Annotated in this window: 16 protein-coding genes; 8 read left to right on the forward strand and 8 right to left on the reverse strand. The window is 67.9% G+C overall.

Translation table 11 applies throughout. The features are described 5' to 3' along the window. Positions 1-63: 63 nt before the first annotated feature. The gene (locus U5A56_RS05775) at positions 64-1,161 is read right to left on the reverse strand and encodes a porin (RefSeq protein ID WP_321921306.1); all 1,098 of its coding nucleotides are present in this window, start codon (positions 1,159-1,161) and stop codon (positions 64-66) included. 735 nt (positions 1,162-1,896) lie between these two features. On the opposite strand from U5A56_RS05775, the gene U5A56_RS05780 reads away from it, so the two are divergent. Further along, positions 1,897-2,484 (forward strand): YigZ family protein, encoded by a 588-nt coding sequence (locus U5A56_RS05780; protein WP_321921308.1) that lies wholly within the window; start codon positions 1,897-1,899, stop codon positions 2,482-2,484. A gap of 221 nt (positions 2,485-2,705) precedes the next feature. Then, entirely contained in the window at positions 2,706-2,993 is a 288-nt protein-coding gene (locus U5A56_RS05785) for an H-NS family nucleoid-associated regulatory protein (RefSeq protein WP_044842927.1), read from the forward strand. Between the two features lie 55 nt (positions 2,994-3,048). Here U5A56_RS05785 and ppk2 read toward each other — a convergent pair whose 3' ends face one another. Both ppk2 and U5A56_RS05795 read right to left on the reverse strand, forming a co-directional pair. Next, positions 3,049-3,999, reverse strand: a complete 951-nt coding sequence (gene ppk2 / locus U5A56_RS05790; protein ID WP_044842926.1) for a polyphosphate kinase 2 — start codon at positions 3,997-3,999, stop codon at positions 3,049-3,051. A 214-nt stretch (positions 4,000-4,213) separates the two neighbouring features. After that, entirely contained in the window at positions 4,214-4,663 is a 450-nt protein-coding gene (locus U5A56_RS05795; protein ID WP_321921418.1) for a helix-turn-helix domain-containing protein, read from the reverse strand. A gap of 326 nt (positions 4,664-4,989) precedes the next feature. Between U5A56_RS05795 and U5A56_RS05800 the strand changes: the two genes are divergently transcribed. Beyond that, positions 4,990-5,913 carry an alpha/beta fold hydrolase gene (locus tag U5A56_RS05800; RefSeq protein WP_321921310.1) on the forward strand — a complete coding sequence of 308 codons (924 nt, stop codon included), beginning with the start codon at positions 4,990-4,992 and terminating at the stop codon, positions 5,911-5,913. A gap of 125 nt (positions 5,914-6,038) precedes the next feature. Here the strand turns inward: U5A56_RS05800 and ggt are convergent, their stop codons facing one another. Further along, entirely contained in the window at positions 6,039-7,760 is a 1,722-nt protein-coding gene (gene ggt, locus U5A56_RS05805) for a gamma-glutamyltransferase (RefSeq protein WP_321921312.1), read from the reverse strand. 401 nt (positions 7,761-8,161) lie between these two features. Between ggt and U5A56_RS05810 the strand changes: the two genes are divergently transcribed. The 3 genes from U5A56_RS05810 (at position 8,162) to U5A56_RS05820 (ending at position 14,904) form a co-directional block, all read left to right on the forward strand. After that, positions 8,162-8,686 (forward strand): metal-dependent hydrolase, encoded by a 525-nt coding sequence (locus U5A56_RS05810; protein WP_044842922.1) that lies wholly within the window; start codon positions 8,162-8,164, stop codon positions 8,684-8,686. A 299-nt stretch (positions 8,687-8,985) separates the two neighbouring features. Beyond that, positions 8,986-13,491 carry a DEAD/DEAH box helicase gene (locus U5A56_RS05815; RefSeq protein ID WP_321921315.1) on the forward strand — a complete coding sequence of 1,502 codons (4,506 nt, stop codon included), beginning with the start codon at positions 8,986-8,988 and terminating at the stop codon, positions 13,489-13,491. A gap of 138 nt (positions 13,492-13,629) precedes the next feature. Beyond that, a complete protein-coding gene (locus U5A56_RS05820; RefSeq protein ID WP_124484993.1) occupies positions 13,630-14,904 on the forward strand; it encodes an APC family permease in 1,275 nt (424 codons plus the stop codon). A 96-nt stretch (positions 14,905-15,000) separates the two neighbouring features. On the opposite strand, the gene U5A56_RS05825 is transcribed toward U5A56_RS05820, so the two are convergent. The 3 genes from U5A56_RS05825 to pcaQ form a co-directional block, all read right to left on the reverse strand. Further along, a complete protein-coding gene (locus U5A56_RS05825) occupies positions 15,001-15,297 on the reverse strand; it encodes an XRE family transcriptional regulator (RefSeq protein ID WP_044842919.1) in 297 nt (98 codons plus the stop codon). A 70-nt stretch (positions 15,298-15,367) separates the two neighbouring features. Then, entirely contained in the window at positions 15,368-15,727 is a 360-nt protein-coding gene (locus U5A56_RS05830; protein ID WP_321811183.1) for a type II toxin-antitoxin system RelE/ParE family toxin, read from the reverse strand. 107 nt (positions 15,728-15,834) lie between these two features. Further along, the gene (gene pcaQ / locus U5A56_RS05835; protein ID WP_321921317.1) at positions 15,835-16,848 is read right to left on the reverse strand and encodes a pca operon transcription factor PcaQ; all 1,014 of its coding nucleotides are present in this window, start codon (positions 16,846-16,848) and stop codon (positions 15,835-15,837) included. Positions 16,849-17,125: 277 nt separating this feature from the next. Here pcaQ and pcaH point away from each other — a divergent pair, with 277 nt between their 5' ends. Then, on the forward strand, positions 17,126-17,833 hold the full coding sequence (pcaH, locus tag U5A56_RS05840; protein WP_124484995.1) for a protocatechuate 3,4-dioxygenase subunit beta: 708 nt from the start codon (positions 17,126-17,128) through the stop codon (positions 17,831-17,833). 3 nt (positions 17,834-17,836) lie between these two features. Continuing rightward, positions 17,837-18,430 (forward strand): protocatechuate 3,4-dioxygenase subunit alpha, encoded by a 594-nt coding sequence (pcaG, locus tag U5A56_RS05845; protein ID WP_321921319.1) that lies wholly within the window; start codon positions 17,837-17,839, stop codon positions 18,428-18,430. 461 nt (positions 18,431-18,891) lie between these two features. Here the strand turns inward: pcaG and U5A56_RS05850 are convergent, their stop codons facing one another. Then, entirely contained in the window at positions 18,892-19,671 is a 780-nt protein-coding gene (locus U5A56_RS05850; RefSeq protein ID WP_044842914.1) for an AraC family transcriptional regulator, read from the reverse strand. Positions 19,672-19,710: the final 39 nt, after the last annotated feature.

Below are 19,710 nucleotides of genomic sequence, written 5' to 3' on the forward strand. Positions count from 1 at the left end.
GCCCTGCAGCGTTCGCGCTGCATGAGCACCGCCGCCGATACCGGCTGCGCGATGTGCACACCGCTAGAAAAGCGTATGAAGGCCGATGCGGGCAATGGCCTGGTTCGCGCCGGACGACGCGCCATCCGGATCCATCACACCGTTGATTTGCGCCCGGGCACCGCTGCTTGCCCGCTGCCACACACCGGTCGCGTACACCATCGTTCGCTTCGACAGCGTGTACTGCACCGTCGCCGTGACCTGGTGAGCGTGGTCGTTGTCGAGCGCCGCATTGCCCTTCATGTACATGTAATCCGCGCCGATCCTGACCGGACCGGAGAGTTGCCAGGTACCGCCCGACTCGGCCATCCACACCGAGCCACCGGACGCAGCGTTGTGAACGGTCGTCACCAGCGCGCTCAGGTTCGCCCGTCCGATCCGGTAGTGCGCCCCTGCGCCCCAGTTACGCACACTCGTCGCGACGGAGCCCGGCTGTGCGCCATATTTCTCGTTGGTGTACGCGGCGGCGGCGCCGAACAGTCCGGCCTCGTAGTCGAGACTGGCGCTCACCGTATTGCCCGCGCCGATCGAGCCCGGCACGCCGCCGAACGCATAAAGCGCGCCCGCCTTCAGCCCATGGATGACAGGGCTCACGAACTTGACGGCGTTCGCCACACGCTGACTGCCCGCCATCCGGTCCCAGTCGAACGCGCCGGTCGGGTTGCCGGGCAGCGCGAGCTTGCGAAAGGGTCCGTTGCGCAGGTTGTACAGTCCGGCGACATCGGCCGCCGCGTCGGTGCCGCTGAAGAACAGCGTATCGGCCATGAATTCATACTGGTTGCCGAACGTCAGCGTGCCCAGCCGGTCGTTCTGCACACCGACGTAAGCGGTACGCGCGAACAGGCCATTGCCGATCAGCGCGCCGGTACCCGGTGAAATCTGGCTGACCAGCTGGAAAATGACCTTTGAGCCGCCGCCGACATCTTCGCTTCCGCGCAAGCCGAGCAGGCTCGGCGTAAAAATCCCGTCGTCGAATTTCGCGTTGCCGTGGCCACCTTCGTTACTGACGTAACTCAGTCCCACGTCAAGCGCGCCGAACAACGTGACGCTGCTCTGCGCGCATGCGATCGGCACATGCGCAACCATCAACAGGGCCGGGGCATACAAACGCTTTCCGAACATGAACCGCCTTCTTCATTGCTTCGCAATCCGAATCACAACGACCGGACCTTCCAATCATCCCGCGCAATGCAGGTACGCACACGCACGCCGCCGTCATGCCCGATCGCGCGACAGGCGGCACGCATCGACGGCACGAGTCTAGCGCACGGAATGACGCTTCGACGTTCGGCCTGCGAGAACACAATGTTCTGCATCTCCCGGCTACGCAACGCATCGCGGTTCGCCTACACTCGTTCGGTGCATCGGCAGATGCGCCGCGATTCGAGCCGCGATTCGAGCCGCCATCCGTGGCCGACGAGAATCGATTGCGCATGCGATCGCGACACCCTCCGCCGCGCACGATGCTTCGCGCTCACGTCGAGCCAACCGGCGCACGCGAGGTCCCCCCTTGCCAGGCACGGAACCCCTTCTTCCGGATTTTCCGCTTTCGTCCTCCGGAAAGTCCAGACCGCGCTTCACGTCCGATGTTTGAACCCGGGGCGAAGCGCTCCATTGATCGATCGTCACCCGGCGGTCGCGTTCGTCGCACGCGTTTTCACGCTCCGGAGCGGCCGGCGCGGCAACCGCGCCGAATCTCTCGACACGCGCCACGGTAAAATTCCGTCGTGACCCGTTGCTCATCCCGTTCAGGCGCCCTGCCGGGCCTGACTGCGGCATGCATCGCCTGCCATCGGAAGCGCGCCGCACAGGAGCCCCTATCTCCTTGATTCTTATACATTCACCGTTTCCCGGAACATGACTTACTCGCTTGCCACCCTCTACACCCGGGAACTCGAGATCCGCAAGAGCCGCTTCATCGCGTTCGCGATCCCCGTCGAGGACCGCGATGCCGCGATGCAGGCGCTGCAGCGCCTGCGCGACGAACACCCGACGGCCACCCACGTGTGCTGGGCCCTGCTCGCCGGCGGCCAGTCCGGCATGTCCGACGACGGCGAACCGTCGGGCACTGCCGGCCGACCGATCCTCGAAGTGCTGCGTCATCACGATCTCGACGGCGTGCTCGGCGCGGTGGTCCGCTACTACGGCGGCGTGAAGCTCGGCGCGGGCGGCCTGGTGCGCGCCTATACGGACGCGATCGCGTCGGCGCTGCTCGATGCCGAGCGCGTCGAACGCATTCGCCACACGCGGTTCGCGATCGAAATCGGCTACCCGGACGAGGCGCGCGTGCGCCGCTGGATCGAGCAGGCGGGTTACGCGCTGGTGGACAGCGCGTACGGGATGACGGTGAAGCTCGTGATCAAGCTGCCGGAAACGGCCGAGGCGGCGGCGAAGACCGAACTGTTCGACCTGACGCAGGGGCGCTCGGGCTTCCCCGGCCTGTGAGGATCGGGCAACCCGCCCGGCCTCGTCGCCACGGGTTTCACACAGATTCCCGTGAAAATTCAGATGCGTCCGATAGAAAACCCGCGCGCCGAAACTTAATCTCCCCCGTGTTCCTCGCGACGCGTCCTGCAAACGCCTGGCCGGGCGTGCAGACATGCGGCACACCGCGCGTCGCCAACGATCGCCAACAATCAGAATTCAGCTACGGGGATATCGGACGCATGCAACTGCAAAAACTGCAAGCCCAGCTCGCGGAACTCGATCGACGCATCCGGGCGGCGCGCCGCCATGAACGCCAAGCGGCACTGGTGCAGGTACGCCAGCTCGTGACGGACCATGCGCTGACCGCGCGGGAAATCTTCGGGCAGGGTTACAGCGATCGCGCAAAGCTGTTCACGATGGGCACGAAATATCGCGATCCGGCGACGGGCGCCACCTGGAGCGGCCGCGGCCGTGCGCCCGCCTGGATCGCCGGGCGCGACCGCGCCGCGTTCCTGATCCGGGAGTAACGCGCGCCGCATTGCACGGCGCGCCTCCGTGGTCGATGCAGTCGACCCGAACCGCTCAATAAACGTCCGGGACGATCATGCTGTCCGGCGTCGGACGGCGAATGTAGTCCTCGTGATGCTCGCGCTGCGGCAGGTCGATCGTCGGCCGCGGCACCTCGTGATACGGCACCTGGGTCAGCAGGTGATGGATGCAGTTCAGGCGCGCGCGCTTCTTGTCGACCGCCTGCACGACCCACCACGGCGCCTCGGGGATGTGCGTGCGCAGCATCATCTCTTCCTTCGCGGCCGTATACGCTTCCCAGCGGCGGCGGCTCTCGAGATCCATCGGGCTCAGCTTCCACTGCTTCAACGGATCCTCGATCCGGCTCTGGAAGCGCAGCTCCTGCTCGTGGTCGGTGATCGAGAACCAGTACTTGACGATCTGGATCCCGCTGCGCACGAGCATTTTCTCGAACTCGGGCACCGAGCGGAAAAACTCCTCGTATTCGTCGTCGGTGCAGAAATTCATCACGCGCTCGACGCCTGCGCGGTTGTACCAGCTGCGATCGAACAGCACGATCTCGCCGCCGGCCGGCAGATGCGCGACATAGCGCTGGAAATACCATTGCGTGCGTTCGCGATTGTTCGGTGCCGGCAGCGCCGCCACGCGGCACACGCGCGGGTTCAGGCGCTGCGTGATGCGCTTGATCGCACCGCCCTTGCCTGCCGCGTCGCGCCCCTCGAAAATCACGACGAGCCGGTGCCCCGTGCTCACGACCCAGTCCTGCAGCTTCACGAGTTCGCCCTGCAGCCGGAACAGCTCGCGGAAATACTGCTTGCGCGCTTCGCGGCGCTCCGGCGAGAACAGCAGATCCTCGTCGTTGTCGAAGCGGCGGTCGTCGAGCTCCATTTCGAGCTCTTCGTCGTACGCGTCGACGAGGTCTTCCTCAAAACGGCGCTGGCGCGATTCGAGCGATGCCGTATCGGTGAAGTCGTCGGTCTCGGTGCGGGTATCGTTATCGCCCATGGGGCCTCCTTCCTTCAATTGACGCAGCTAAACACCACCATTATCCCAGCGTCTCGCGTCAATTTGATGAAAAAGGGGTCGATCCGCCCCTCTGAAGCGGAATCCGGGCCGCGCGCTCGCCGAGATCGTACTCGAACGCGGTCTAACCGCTCCCGAGCAGAACGGGCGCGCACATACGCCACTGGGGCGGTGACGCCCGCCCGCTGGCGATGCATCAACCGGGCGGCGGCAGCACGACCGTGTCCTCGGGCCCGAGCACGCGGCCGTCCTGCGCGCGAAGCTCCAGTTTCCTGACGGGCAAGCCGGTCTTGCGGTCGACGAGAAGCACGTGCGCCTCGTCCGGTTCGAAGAAGAAATCCTCGCCCCACTGCCGCAGCGCGACGAGCAGCGGAAACAGGCCTCGCCCCTTTTCGGTCAGTACGTACTCGTGATGCGCGCCGCCGTCCGCGGCCGGCACCATGTCCATGATTCCGTGCGCGACGAGGTTGCGCAAACGCGCGGCCAGGATGTTCTTCGCCAGGCCGAGATTTTTCTGGAATTCGCCGAAACGGCGCAGCCCGTCGAACGCATCGCGGACGATCAGCAGCGACCACCAGTCGCCAATCGCATCCAGCGGGCGGGCAACGCCGCAAGGGGAATCTTCGTGGGTGGTTCGTCTGGTCATCGATGCAGGTTGAACCGCGGAGGGCTCGGTTGACAAATAAGGTTTCACTATAAAACCAACAATACTGAGAATCAATCGCCCTGCATCCACTGTTCGAGGAGCGCGAGCGAAACCGGGTTCGTCATCGGAATTGGTTTGTCGGCTCACGCACCTCGAGGCTAAAAACTGCCGAATTTCCAATTTTTCTTATCTGAAGTCATCCCGTCGCCGAGGCGTTCGAGCGTATCCTGATCACTCATTCAGTTGCAACTTGAAACCTCGTCGCCTACGCTCCGAAATGGTTTCAACATGAAACCACCATTCACGACCATACGAAGGAGCGCCCGATGATTTCATCCGATGCCACGTTCGACGGCACCTTTCCATTCGCTCCGCACTTCAGCGACGCACCCGGTTTCCGGATGCACTACGTGGATGAAGGCCCGCGCGACGGCGAAACGGTCCTGTGCCTGCATGGCGAGCCCACCTGGGGTTACCTGTTCCGCCACCTGATCGCGGCACTGAGCCCGACACACCGCATCGTCGTGCCCGACCACATGGGATTCGGCAAAAGCGCGACGCCGCAGGATCGCAGCTACGGGTTGCAGGACCATATCGACAACCTGGAGCGCTTCGTTCACGCGCTCGACCTCGAGCGCGTGACGCTCGTGATGCACGACTTCGGCGGCCCGGTCGGCATGGGGCTCGCGGCCCGACATCCGGACCGGATCCGGCGCATCGTGTCGGCGAACGGGCCGACGCCGTTCGGTCAGCCCGACCTCGTCGAGCGCCTGACCGCGAACGGTCGCGACGCACCGTGGTTCCAGTGGATCGTGCGCGCGGCGGCAGACGACACGCTCGAAACGGTGCTCGGGCAGCTAGGCTTCAACATCTTGAGTACGCTGAAGCTCAACGGTTTCGAGAATCACGCGATCGTCACCGAGACATGGATTGCCGCGTACGGCGCGCCGTTCGCGCGGCCGGCCGATTGTCTGGGCGCAATCGGATGGGCGCGCGGATTTGCCGACGGCACGCGTCGATTCGAGGAGCCCGATGCGGCAGCGGTACGCGCGATACGCGACAAGCCCGCGCTCGCGATCTGGGGAGACGCCGATCGCACCCTCGGCGCCGAGCACTTCCTGCCGCTGTTCACTGCGCTGTTTCCGTCGGCGCCCGTCGAGCGGCTGGCCGGCGTCGGGCACTATTGCTTCGAGGATGCGCCCGACGCGGTGACCGACCGGATCGCCGGATTCATCCGCGCCACCGCCTGAGCGCGTTGCACCGCGCGTCCGAGCCATCCGACGCGGCTGCCCGGCCGGCACCGGACTGCATGCCGGCCGCGCAACCGCGTGCGCGACCGCTTTCGCGCACGCGTTCACTCACCCGCTACTCGACGTCACCGAATGATCCGCGTGACCCCGCGCCCACGCGGATCGGCCATCGCCTCCGGCGTCCTGCCGTCGATCTTGATCACCTGGATGTCGCCGCTGAAGTCCTGCCCCGTCAGCGTGTAGCCGCGTGCCTCGATCTGCTTCGCGAGTTCGCCTTCGATCGGGTGGTACGGTTCCCAGAAAATCGTGTTCGGCGGCAGCAGCTGATGGTGGAAACGCATCGCGCCGACAGCCTCCTTCAACGGCATCCTGAAGTCGTAGATGTTGTTGATCACCTGGAAGATCGACGTGAAGATCCGCGAGCCGCCCGGCGTGCCGATCACGAGCGACACCTTGCCGTCCTTCGTCATGATCGTCGGCGACATCGACGACAGCGGACGCTTCTTCGGCTCGATCGCGTTCGCGTCGCTGCCGACCACGCCGAACATGTTCGCGACGCCCGGCTTCGCGGAGAAGTCGTCCATCTCGTCGTTCAGCACGATCCCGGTGCCGTCGGCGATCACCCCCGAGCCGAAATAGCCGTTGATCGTGTACGTGTTCGACACCGCGTTGCCCCACTTGTCGACGACCGAGAAGTGGGTCGTCTCCGCCTTCTCCGGCATCGACGTGCCGAGGCCCGGCTGCACGCTCTTGGTGTCGGCGATCTGCGTCGGGCTCACTTCGGCTGCGCGCCTCGCGATGTACGCGTCATCGGTCAGCTGCGCGACCGGCACCTTGTAAAAGTCGGGGTCGCCGAGATACTGCGCGCGATCCGCGAATACGCGTTTCTCGATTTCGGCGACGAGGTGGATGTATTGCGGCGAGTTGAGCTTCACGCCGTCGAAGTCCTGCTTGAGATCGGCCTTCATCTTCAGCAGCTGCACGAGGCCGATGCCGCCCGAGCTCGGCGGCGGCGCGGTGATCACGTCGTAACCGTTCCACTTCGCCTGCACCGGCTGGCGCCACACCGCGCGGTATTGCGCGAGATCCTCGGTGGTGATCAGCCCGTTGCCGTCGCCGGTCTTCATCGACGCGGCGATCAGCTGCGCCGTCTTGCCCTTGTAGAAGCCGTTCGCGCCGTCGTTCGCGATGCGCGTGAGCACGTCGGCGAGATCGGGCTGCTTGAAGTTCGCGCCGGCCTTCATCGACGCGAAGTACTTGTCGAAATTGGTCTTGCCGCCGAATTCCTTCGACGCGTCGACGCCGCGCTGCGCCAGCTGCTCGTCGACGACGAAGCCGTCGCGTGCATAGTGGATCGCCGGCGCGAGCACCTGCTTCCACTTCAGCTTGCCGAAACGCTTCTGCGCTTCCCACATGCCGGCGACCGTACCCGGCACGCCGGCCGCGCGCGGGCCGTACAGGCTCATGCCCTTGACGACGTTGCCGTCCTTGTCGAGATACATGTCCTTCGTCGCGGCGAGCGGCGCGCGCTCGCGATAGTCGATGAAATACGGCTTGCCGTCCTTGTAGATCGTCATGAAGCCACCGCCGCCGATGTTGCCGGCTTCCGGGTACGTGACGGCGAGCGTGAACGCGATCGCGACAGCCGCGTCGATCGCGTTGCCGCCCTCCTTGAAGATCCGCTCGGCGGCATCCGCGCTGTACTTGTCGGCCACCGCGACCGCCGAGCTCGTCAGGACCGCCGGCTGCGGCCCTTTCGCATAGGCCGGCGAGTTCGGCAGGAAGCCGATGCCGGCCACCGTCGCGAGCATGACGGCGGATGATTTGAAGCGATTCAGCATAGTCATTGCATGTCCCCCATGTAGGTCTCCGGCGGGCTGGAAATAGCCCCTGATCCGCTTATAGCCGCTGACGCACGGTCGGCCCTATGCCGGTTTCGTAGTGAATCGGGGAATGCGGCCGGAAAACTCGCCGCACACTACGAATTGCCGTGGATCGTGTGCGGTCGGTCACACGGCGGAGCAAAAAATGGGCCGACGGATCAGTCGAAATGGCATGCGGCGGATTCGCAGCGCACCGCGCAATCGGAGATTCACTGCACGCGCCGCTTGCGCGGCTCCGGCACATGTAAAAAAATGCGATCGAACCGCCCGCTGCGCAGGCCGATCTGAGAAGATAGCGCCCCGCTTTCGCGCCCGATCGTTCGCGCTCGTCCGCGGCCGCTTCACGCTTCTTCGTCTCGTTTCCTATGGCATCACACAATGCGCATCACGCGTCCGGCTTCGCGGCCGGCGTCGCCGCCGCCGTCCTCGTCGCGCAAACCGGCGCGACCGGCCCCTGGCACGCGGGCCTGCTCGCCGCGTTCGCGGCCGGCGTCGCGGGCGGCACCGCGCCCGACTGGCTCGAAGTCGCGTGGTGGACCCGCAAGCGCCGCTTGTGGATCACGCACCGCACCATCACGCACTGGGGCATCGGCTGGATCGCGCTGCTTGCGCTGGGCTGGCACGGGCTCACGCATCATCCGCATCCGCTGTGGGCCGCGCCGCTGTTCGGCTTCGCGTGCGGCGGCGTGATGCACCTGCTCGCCGACTGGCCGAATCCGCTCGGCGTGCCGTGGATCTGGCGGCGCCATTCGCTGAACCTGTGGAACAGCGGACATTGCGACCTGATCGTCGTGGCCGCCGCCTGGGGCGGCACGCTGTGGCTCGCGCAATCGCTGTGGACGCGCGCGCCGTTCCTCGAACACTGGCTCGGCTGGCTGCATCGCGTGTAGTGACACGTCGTGGCGCGCAGGCGCGTATCTTTGCTTGTCGTTGCATGTCGTCGCGGCCGGGCGCCGCACCCGCCCCGCCCACGTCGAACCCGACTCCTTCCCTCTCCCGATCCGGCACCCGCGAACGCACGCGTGCCGGTCCTCACGCACGCCCGTTGAAATGCCGGCGCCGCGCCTCATCTGAATCTCCGGCGCGCGGTCCCCCGCGCGCGCGGTGCCCGGCACGCGCACGCGACGTCTGGCACACTGACGATTCGCGCGCGGCCGCCCGCGCGCTCGCACCCCATTTCAACGCTCCGATGGACGTCACAGCCACCCGCCCCGCCCACGCGCTCGACGTGTTCCACCCGGCCGTCGCCGCGTGGTTCCGCCGCACGTTTGCCGCGCCGACCGGCGCGCAGGCACTCGCATGGCCGCACATCAAGGCCGGCCGGTCGACGCTCGTCGCCGCACCGACCGGCTCCGGCAAAACGCTCACCGCGTTCCTGTGCGCGCTCGACGACCTCGTGCGCGATGCGCTCGCGCACGACGGCGCGCTGCCCGACGCGACGCTCGTCGTCTATGTGTCGCCGCTGAAGGCGCTGTCGAACGACATCCACGTGAACCTCGACGCGCCGCTCGCCGGCATCGCCGACTCGCTCGCGCAGCTCGGCCTGCCGGTGCCGGCGATCCGCACCGCCGTGCGCACCGGCGACACCACGCAGGCCGAACGCGCGGCGCTGCGCAAGCGCGCGCCGCACATCCTCGTGACGACGCCCGAGTCGCTGTACGTGCTGCTGTCGTCCACGTCGGGGCGGCAGATGCTGTCGAACGTGCGTTCGGTGATCGTCGACGAGATCCACGCGCTTGCGTCGTCCAAGCGCGGCAGCCACCTCGCGTTGTCGCTCGAACGCCTCGACGCGTTGACGGGCCGCGCGTTGCCGCGCATCGGGTTGTCGGCCACGCAGAAACCGATCGACGCGGTCGCGCGCTTCCTGGTCGGCGGCCCGGCCGATGCGCCGCGCGAATGCACGATCGTCGACACCGGTCACACGCGCGAACGCGACCTCGCGCTCGAACTGCCGAACGTGCCGCTCGAGCCGGTGATGGCGACCGACGTGTGGGAACAGGTGTACGACCGGATCGCCGCGCTTGCCGCCGCGCATCGCACGACGCTCGTGTTCGTGAACACGCGGCGCACCGCGGAACGCATGGCGCGCCATCTCGCCGACCGTCTCGGCAAGGACGCGATCGCCGCCCACCACGGCAGTCTCGCGAAGGAGCATCGCTTCGACGCCGAACAGCGGCTCAAGCGCGGCGAGCTGAAGCTGCTCGTCGCGACCGCGTCGCTCGAACTCGGCATCGACATCGGCGACGTCGATCTCGTGTGCCAGGTCGGTTCGCCGCGCGGGATCGCACCGTTCCTGCAGCGCGTCGGCCGCTCGGGGCACCATGTCGGCGGCGTGCCGAAGGGCCGCCTGTTCCCGCTGTCGCGCGACGAGCTGGTCGAATGCGCGGCGCTGCTCGATTGCGTGCAACGCGGCGAGCTCGACGCGTTGCGGATTCCCGAGGCACCGCTCGACGTGCTCGCGCAGCAGATCGTCGCCGAAGTCGCCTGTGCGGAATGGCAGGAGGACGCGCTGTACGCGAGCTTCACGCGCGCGGCGCCCTACGCACGCCTGTCGCGCGAACGCTTCGACGACGTGATGAAGATGCTCGCCGAAGGCTTCACGAGCCGCCGCGGCGTGCGCGGTGCGTACCTGCATCGCGACGTGGTCGGCGGCACGGTGCGCGGGCGCCGCAACGCGATGATGACCGCGACGACGTCGGGCGGCACGATTCCCGACATGGCCGACTACGCGGTGCTGCTCGAACCGCAGGGTATCCAGGTCGGCACCGTCAACGAGGATTTCGCGGTCGAGAGCCTCGCGGGCGACGTGTTCCAGCTCGGCAATCAGTCTTACCGGATCATTCGCGTGGAAACCGGCCGTGTTCGCGTCGAGGACGCGCAAGGTCAAGCGCCGGGCATTCCGTTCTGGCTCGGCGAGGGGCTTGGGCGCAGCGACGAGCTGTCGGCGGCGGTCGGCCGGCTGCGGGCGCGGCTCGATGGGCTGTTCGCCGAAGGCGATCGGCACTCCGAGGCCGGAGCACGCAAACGCGCGAACGACGACGCAGCGGGCAAGACGGGCACGCGCGGCAAAACCGGCAAGGCGGCCGCCGAAGCCGACGCGTTGGCCGACTCGCGACGCGATCCCGCCGGCACCGCGATCGCCCCGCCCGCAAGCCGCCTTGCGCCGGCGCTGCGCTGGCTCGTCGACGATCTCCGCCTGTCGCCCGATGCGGCCCGCCAGATCGCCGACTACCTCGCGCGCACGCGCGCAGCACTCGGCGCCCTGCCGACGCAGGACACGCTCGTGATGGAGCGCTTCTTCGACGAATCGGGCGGCACGCAGCTGGTGATCCATTCGCCGTTCGGCAGCCGCATCAACCGCGCGTGGGGGCTCGCGCTGCGCAAGCGCTTCTGCCGCACGTTCAACTTCGAGCTGCAGGCCGCCGCGACCGACGACGCGATCATTCTTTCGCTGTCGCTCGCGCACAGCTTCGCGCTCGACGAAGTGTGGCGCTACCTGCGCTCGGCGAGCGCCGAGCACGTGCTGGTGCAGGCGCTGCTCGACGCGCCGATGTTCGGCGTGCGCTGGCGCTGGAACGCGACGACCTCGCTCGCGCTGCCGCGCTTCACCGGCGGCCGGCGCACCGCGCCGCAACTGCAGCGGATGAAGAGCGACGACCTGCTCGCGACCGTGTTCCCCGACCAGGTCGCGTGCGTCGAGAACGTCGTCGGCGAACGCGAGATTCCGCACCATCCGCTCGTCGACCAGACGCTCGACGATTGCCTGCACGACGCGATGGATACCGACGGCTGGCTCGCGCTGCTGCGCCGGATCGAAAGCGGCGCGATCGAACTGATCGCGCGCGACCTGCCCGCGCCGTCGCCGCTCGCGGCCGAGATCCTGAACGCGAAGCCCTATGCGTTCCTCGACGACGCGCCGCTCGAGGAGCGCCGCACGCAGGCCGTGCAGTCGCGCCGCTGGAGCGATCCCGAATCGGCCGACGATCTCGGCGCGCTCGACGCCGATGCCATCGATGCGGTGCGCGACGAAGCGTGGCCGCTCGTACGCGATGCCGACGAAATGCACGACGCCCTGCTCACGCTCGCGTGCGTCGCCGACGGCGAAGCGCACGCGCACGAAGGCTGGCCCGAACGGCTCGCGGAACTGGCCGAGCGCCGTCGTGCGACGCAATTCGTCACGCCGGACGGCGCCGTGCTGTGGGTGCCGGTCGAACGGCTGGTCTGCATGCGCGCGCTGCATCCCGACGCACGCGTCGCGCCCGCGCTGAAGGTGCCGGCCGCGTGCGCGCAACCCTGGGAAGCCGATGCCGCGCTCGTCGACGTGATCCGCGCGCGGCTCACCGGCTTCGGGCCATCGACGCTCGACGCCATCGCGCGGCCGCTCGGCCTGCCGTCCGCGGCGATCGCGACCGCGCTCGCCGCACTGGAGCGCGAAGGCTACGTGATGCATGGCCGCTTCACGCCGGGCGCCACGACCGACGAATGGTGCGAACGCCACCTGCTCGCGCGCATTCATCGCTACACGGTCAAGCGGCTGCGCCGCGAGATCGAACCGGTCGAGCGCGCCGATTTCATGCGCTTCCTGTTCCACTGGCAGCACCTGACACCCGACACGCGCGGCGCGGGCCGCGACGCGCTCGCGGCCGTCGTCGAGCAGCTCGAAGGCTACGAAGCCGCGGCGAGCGCATGGGAAGACGCGCTGCTGCCCGCGCGCCTGACCGACTACACGGCCGGCGGCCTCGACGAGCTGTGCCGCTCGGGCAAACTCGTGTGGACCCGCATCGGCGCGCCGGCGCGCGCGGCCGGCACGCCCGTGAAAACGACGCCGGTCGTGCTGCTGCCGCGCCGCCACCTCGGCGCATGGCAGGCGCTGCGCGACCCGGACGCGCAGCCGGCGCTATCCGCGCGTGCGACGCAGGTGCGCGATGCACTTGCCGCACACGGCGCGATGTTCTTCGACGCGCTGCTCGACGAACTGCACATGCTGCCGGTCGAACTCGAGCAGGCGCTCGGAGAACTCGTGTCGGCCGGCCTCGTGAATGCAGACAGCTTCGCCGGGTTGCGCGCGCTGTTGAAGCCCGCGGTCAAGCGCAGCGCGACCTATGCGCCGCGCACGCGGCGCGGTGGCGCACTGATCGGCGGGATGGACGACGCCGGCCGCTGGGCGCTCGTGCAACGCATGTCGCCACCGGACGATGCGCCAACCGCGGCACCGAAGCGCGGTGCGCCCGCGACCGATCCCGATGCGCTCGAACACATCGCGTGGACGCTGCTGCGCCGCTATGGCGTGGTGTTCTGGCGGCTGCTCGAACGCGAAGCCGACTGGCTGCCGAGCTGGCGCGAACTCGTGCGGGTGCTGCAACGTCTCGAAGCGCGCGGCGAGATTCGCGGCGGCCGCTTCGTCGCGGGGCTCGCGGGCGAGCAGTTCGCGCTGCCGGAAGCGATCCCGGTCCTGCGCGAGCTGCGTCGCCAACCGGGCGACGGCCAGTACGTATGCGTGACGGGCGCCGATCCGCTGAACCTTGCCGGCACGCTGTTGCCCGGCGACAAGGTGCCCGCGCTGGCCGGCAATCGCGTGCTGTTCCGCGACGGCGTGCCGGTCGCGTCGCTCGTGGCGGGCACGTTCCATTACGCGCCCGAGCTGTCGCCCGTCGCGCGCGAGGATGCACGCCTGCGGCTCGCACGCCGCCACTGACTCCTGACATCGGCTGACACACGGCACATCGCGGACTACTAAACGCCGCGCGGCAGCACCGCGTACGTTCGGGTAGCATCGAACGATTCATTGCGCGCCCGAGCGTGACCATAACGAGCCTTCAGGAGACTGCCTTTCATGCCCTCGCATGCCGATTCGCCCGCCGTTCATCACGCGGGCTCGCTGACGATTTTCCAGGGCGCCGCGCTGTATATCGGCGCGGTGCTCGGCACCGGCGTCATTGCGTTGCCCGCGCTCGCGGCCGAGGTTGCAGGCCCTGCGTCGCTGCTGGCGTGGGCCGCGCTCGTCGTGCTGTCGGGGCCGCTTGCCGCCACCTTCGCCGCACTCGGCGCGCGCTATCCGGACGCGGGCGGCGTATCGACCTACGCGCGACGCGCATTCGGGCCGAAGGCCGCGGCAATCGTCGGCTGGTGTTTCTATTTCGCGGTGCCGGCCGGCGCGCCGGCCGCCGCGATGTTCGGCGGCGCGTACGTCGCCGCCGTCACGGGCGGCGGACACGTCACGGTGATCGTCACGGCTGCCGCGCTGATCGCCACGGTGTCGGCCGCGAATGCGTTCGGCGTCACGGTGTCGGGCCGCATGCAGCTCGTGCTGTCGGCGCTGCTCGTCACGCTGCTGCTGGCCGCCGTGCTCGCGTCCGCGCCGCATGCAAGCACGGTGAACCTGCATCCGTTCGCGCCGCATGGCTGGCTCGCGGTCGGCCAGGCTGCCGCACTGCTCGTGTGGAGCTTCGCGGGCTGGGAAGCGATCACGCACCTCGCGGCAGAGTTCCGCCGGCCCGCGCACGACATGCCGCGCTCGGCCGGGATCGCGGTCGTGGTCGTCGGCTTTCTGTATCTGTCGGTCGCGGCCGCGAGCGTCACGGTGCTCGGGCCTTCGGCCGGCGCGTCGGGTGCGCCGCTCGCGGAACTGATCGCGGGCGGCATCGGCGGTCACGCGCAGGTGCTGGCGGCAGCGGCCGCGCTGCTGCTCACGCTCGGCACGATGAATGCGTATTTCGCGGGCGCGGCGAAGCTCGGCGCAGCGCTCGGGCGCGACGGCGCACTGCCTGCGTGGCTCGCACAAGGCAGCCAGGTCGGCGGCGTGCCGCGCCGAAGTCTTGGCGTGATCGCGGTGCTGGCCGTCGTCGCGCTGGCCGCGACGACGCTCTCGGACGTCGGGCCGAAGCCGCTCGTGCTCGTCACGTCCGGATGCTTCGTGATGGTGTACGGACTCGGCGCGGCGGCCGCGCTGAAACTGCTGCCGCGCGGCGGCATCGCATATCGCTGCGCGTGGATTTCGCTGGTCGCCGTCGCCGGGCTGTTCCTGACGACGGGGTGGTTCATCTTGTGCCCGCTGCTGCTTGCGGGCGGTGCGCTGCTTTATCTGCGGATGGCCGGGCGACGCACGTGAACGCGTGCCGGCGCCCGTGTGCGGACGAGCAAACGGGCGCTCGCCGCGCTGCGCCGGCACACCGCGAACCGGCCGCGCACCGCTGCGCCGCGGGTGTCAGGCCGGCACCAGTTCGAAGCTGAGCCGCTTGCCGAGTGCGGTGGCCGCGCTCGCGAGCGTCGCGAGCGTGAGGCTGGTGTCGGTTTCGTCGAGCAGCCGGTTGAGCGCGGCGCGGCTGGTCTTCATCCGCGCGGCCATCGCGGTCTTCGTAATGTGCTGCGCCTTCATTTCCTGGCCGATCTGCCACGCGATCACGCGCTTGATCGCGGTGGCGGTGGCCGCTTCGAGATGGCCTTCGTCCTCGAGGAAGCTGTCGAAATCGCTGCCGATATGCGGGTTGTTCGTGGTCGTCATGGGTACTCCAGTGCATGGCGTGGCCGGCCGGCACATCGCCGATCGCATGTGCCGGCGCAGCCGGAGGAATTCAGATGGCGCGCGTCAACGCTTTCAGCCGCGCGACGGTCACGTCGAGATCGTCGGACGGCGTGGCCTGCGACTGCTTGAAGAACGCGTGCAGCAGCACCATCGTGTCGCCGACGACCGTGAACAGCACGCGCGCGCTTCGCTGCGGCAACATCACGCGGATTTCCCACAGATCCTGCGACATCTTCCGGACCAGCGGCATGCCGAGCGGCCAGCCGAGTTGAACGGTCTTGATCTCTTCGCCGATCACCCTGCGCTCGACCTGCCCGAGCGCCTTGAGCCATTCGCGCACCGGCTCGTTGCCACGCGCGGTGCGGAAGAACCGCACGTCGAGCGTGATCTGAATCTGCTGTCTCGCCATCGTCGTGTCATCGAGTGTATCAAAAACGGTACGATACGCCAAGCACGACGACACCCGCTACTGACCGAATGGCTAACGAATGACGGTGAAAGAGCGGCAGCCGGACGTCATCCGTCCACGCCCTTCCCGGCGTCTCGACGCTGGCGGCGAGCCGGCTTGCGCGCGCCACGGGGGGCGCGATGGGCGTGCGCATCGCCGAACCGCGCCTGCGCGATGTCGCGCACGGCGTCGATCAGCGTCCGGGCGACGGGAGACGGTTGCGCATCGGTGCGCAGCACGAGCCCGACCGGCTCGTCGGTGCCCGCGGACGGCAGCGGCAGCCGCGCGAGCGCGCCGGCCGACAAGTCGTATTCGGCCGCATAGAGCGGCACGAACCAGACCGCGTCGTTCTCGAGCGTGAGCGCACGCGCGACCGACACCGACAGCACCTCGATGAACGAATCCAGCGGCGGCGCGCCGCACGCGCCGAGCAGCTGCTCGGCCGACTGGCGGATCAGCGTGCCGAACGGCGGCAGCACGACCGGATAGCGCGCGAGCTCGGCGGCCGGCGCGGCACTCGCCAGCAGCGGATGGCCGGCGCGCACGACCGCGACGAGCGGTTCGTTGTACAGCTGCTCGAACGCGAGCCCGATCATCCGTTCCGGCTCCGACAGGCGCCCGATCGCGCATTCGATCGCCCCTGCCTTCAGACGCTCCAGCAGCTCGGTATTGGCAGCCGTCGCGATCCGCACCACGATGCGCGGCCAGCGTGCGGTCAGCGCCTTCATCAGCGCGGGCGCGAGCGATGCCGCGACCGTCGGCAGCATGCCGATTTCGAGCGTCGCCGCGGCCGCGCCGCCTTCGCGCGCGAGCAGCCCGACACCCTGCCGCAGCGCCAGCACGCACGCGTTCGCGTGCGGGATGAACAGCTGCGCTTCGCGGGTCGGCTGCGCGCCGTGCCGCCCGCGTTCGAACAACTTCACGCCGAGGATCGACTCCAGTTCGGCGATCGTCTTCGACACGGCCGGCTGCGTGATCGACAGGCTTTCGGCCGCCTTCTGCACGCCGCCCAACTGCGCGACCGCGAGAAAACACTGCAGGTGCCGGAATTTGACGCGGCCGTCGGCGATACGGTTATTCATAACGGGCGGTTATGCGAATGGTGATATCACGCCATTTTGCATAACTTTCCGGAAAGGCCCAAGCATTCGGCGCGACGTCACGCATGACGCCGCAGCGCATGGAATCCGGTCGCCGGGCAGCAGCGCGATCACGCCGCCTGTCCGGCGGATTTTCATGAGCGCCGCCAAACATAACGAACAGTTATGCGATTCGCGAAAAAAGGTCATTTTGCATAACTTTCCGGATTGGCTAAAGTCTTGCCATCCACTTCGCGAAATACCTGACAGGAGACGCCCGATGGATTCCCCCACGATCCTCACGCCGCGCGACTGGCCGTCGCATCCCGCGTATATCCACCCCGAGTACCGTTCGTCGGTCAAGCGCGGCCCGACCCGCCCGCTGATCCCGCTGAAGGAAAAGCTGCGCGACCAGTACGTGCCGGTCTACGGCACCGACGATCTCGGCGCGCTCGACCACGACCTGACGAAGAACGCCGTGAAGAACGGCGAACCGCTCGGCGAGCGCATCGTCGTCACCGGCCGCGTGCTCGACGAAGGCGGCAAGCCCGTGCGCAACACGCTCGTCGAGGTATGGCAGGCGAACGCGGCCGGCCGCTACGTGCACAAGGTCGACCAGCACGACGCGCCGCTCGACCCGAACTTCCTCGGCGCAGGCCGCTGCATGACCGACGCCGAAGGCCGCTACCGCTTCCTGACGATCAAGCCTGGCGCGTATCCGTGGGGCAACCATCCGAACGCATGGCGCCCGAATCACATCCACTTCTCGCTGTTCGGCGACTACTTCGGCTCGCGCCTCGTCACGCAGATGTACTTCCCCGGCGATCCGCTGCTCGCGTACGACCCGATCTTCCAGGGCACGCCGGAAGCGGCGCGTGACCGCCTGATCTCGCGCTTCTCGATGGACATCACCGAAGAAGGCTATGCGCTCGGCTACGAATTCGACATCGTGCTGCGCGGCCGCGACGCCACCCCGATGGAGCGCTGAACCATGACGACGCTGAAGCAAACCCCTTCGCAGACGGTCGGCCCGTACTTCGCGTACGGCCTGTGCCCGCAGCAATACGACTACGACCTGAAGAGCCTGTTCACGCCGGCGATCGCCACGCCCGATGCCGAAGGCGAGCACGTGCTGCTGGTCGGACAGGTGTTCGACGGCGACGGCAACGTCGTCAGCGACGCGGTGCTCGAATTCACGCAGGTGGACGGCGGGGGCCGCTATCCCGCGTCGCGCGACGACATCGCGAAGTCCGGCTTCACGGGCTTCGCACGCGTCGGCACGGGCACCGATGCGCAGCACCGCTTCGTCGTCCAGACGGTCAAGCCGGGCCGCGCGGCCGCCGACGAAGCGCCGCACATCAACGTGACGGTGATGATGCGCGGGATCCTGACCCACGCGTTCACCCGCGTGTATTTCGACGACGAAGCCGCGGCGAACGCGGCCGATCCGGTGCTGAACCTCGTGCCGGCCGAACGCCGCGCAACGCTCGTCGCGAAGCGCGACGCGCAACCGGGCCGGCCCGTCGTGTACCGCTTCGACATCCGCATGCAGGGGCCGGACGAGACCGTGTTCTTCGACGTGTGACCCGCGAGCCGGCGCACGCCGGCTGCCCGCACCGAACCGCCGTGTGGCGCGATACCGACAGGCATCGCGTCGTGCGGCGGTTTTCGCTTTGGGGCCCCCACATTCGATGCCGTGCCGCAGCACGCCCGATCGGGACGGCCGACGCCCTTGGTTGACTGCTCCCGCCTCCGGCATCAAACGCGCGATTGAAACGCATGCTGCGACAGCACATGAATCGTCGGGCCCGCACGATATCGTTTGCGCGTTACACGGCGTATGCTTTGCTATCCGCCCGACACCGACTGGATTGAATCGGAACAGGCAACAATTTCACCCGCAATGCGCGAACACTGCCCCGCTGCCTGAGCGCGCATTTTTTCTGACCGAGTGCCTTCAAGCGCGTCTGACCGAAACCTGGCAGACGCGTTTTTTTCGTCCGCGACCGGAGCACGCCGCCGCACTCGCTGCCGCCTCCGTTCCGGCTAGCGGCGAACCTCCAGATACCGGCTCGGCGTTTCGCCGAGGATGCGGCGAAACGCCGACGTAAAGGCGCTCGCGCTCGCATAGCCCAGATCGAACGCGACCCGCGTCACCGGCTGCCCGTCGCTCAGGCGGGTAATCGCCGCCAGCATGCAGACCTGCTGACGCCAGGCAGCGAAACTCACGCCGGTCTGCGCGCGGAACAGCCGCGTAAACGTGCGCCGGCTCACGCCCGCGTCGGTCGCCACCTGGTCGAGATCGGCCGCGATCGACGGCGACGCGAACAGATGCCGGCAGATCTTCGCGAGGCGCGCGTCGGCCGGCAGCGGCGCGTGCAGCGACAGCCGCGGCATCGTCGCGATTTCCGCGACCAGCAGCGCCATCAGCTTGCCCGCCCGGCCGTCGACGTCGTACATCGCCGGCAGGTCGATCGCATCGTCGATCAGTTGCCGCAGGAGCGGCGACACGCCGTACACGCCGCACTGGTCCGGCAGCCCCGCGGCCTCGGCCGTGTCGTCCGACACGAACGTGTTGAGCATCGTGACCGGCCCGGTCATCGTCATTTCGTGCCGCACGCCGGCCGGCACCCAGCACGCGCGCTGCGGCGGCACCAGCCAGCGGCCGTGCGGCGTCGACACGCTGATCGTGCCGCGCGACGCGAACGCGAACTGCCCGCGCCGGTGCGCGTGCTCCGGAAACGTCGTGCCCGCCGCGTAGTCGTTGGCGGTCACCACGACGCTACGGGGAATGTCTTCGTAGGGATCCAGCAGCGTATTTCTCAAGGCCCGAATTCCATCATGAATGACCCGATATCGAAGGCG

This window comes from Burkholderia sp. BCC1998 (genome assembly GCF_905339875.1).
Classification (GTDB): domain Bacteria; phylum Pseudomonadota; class Gammaproteobacteria; order Burkholderiales; family Burkholderiaceae; genus Burkholderia.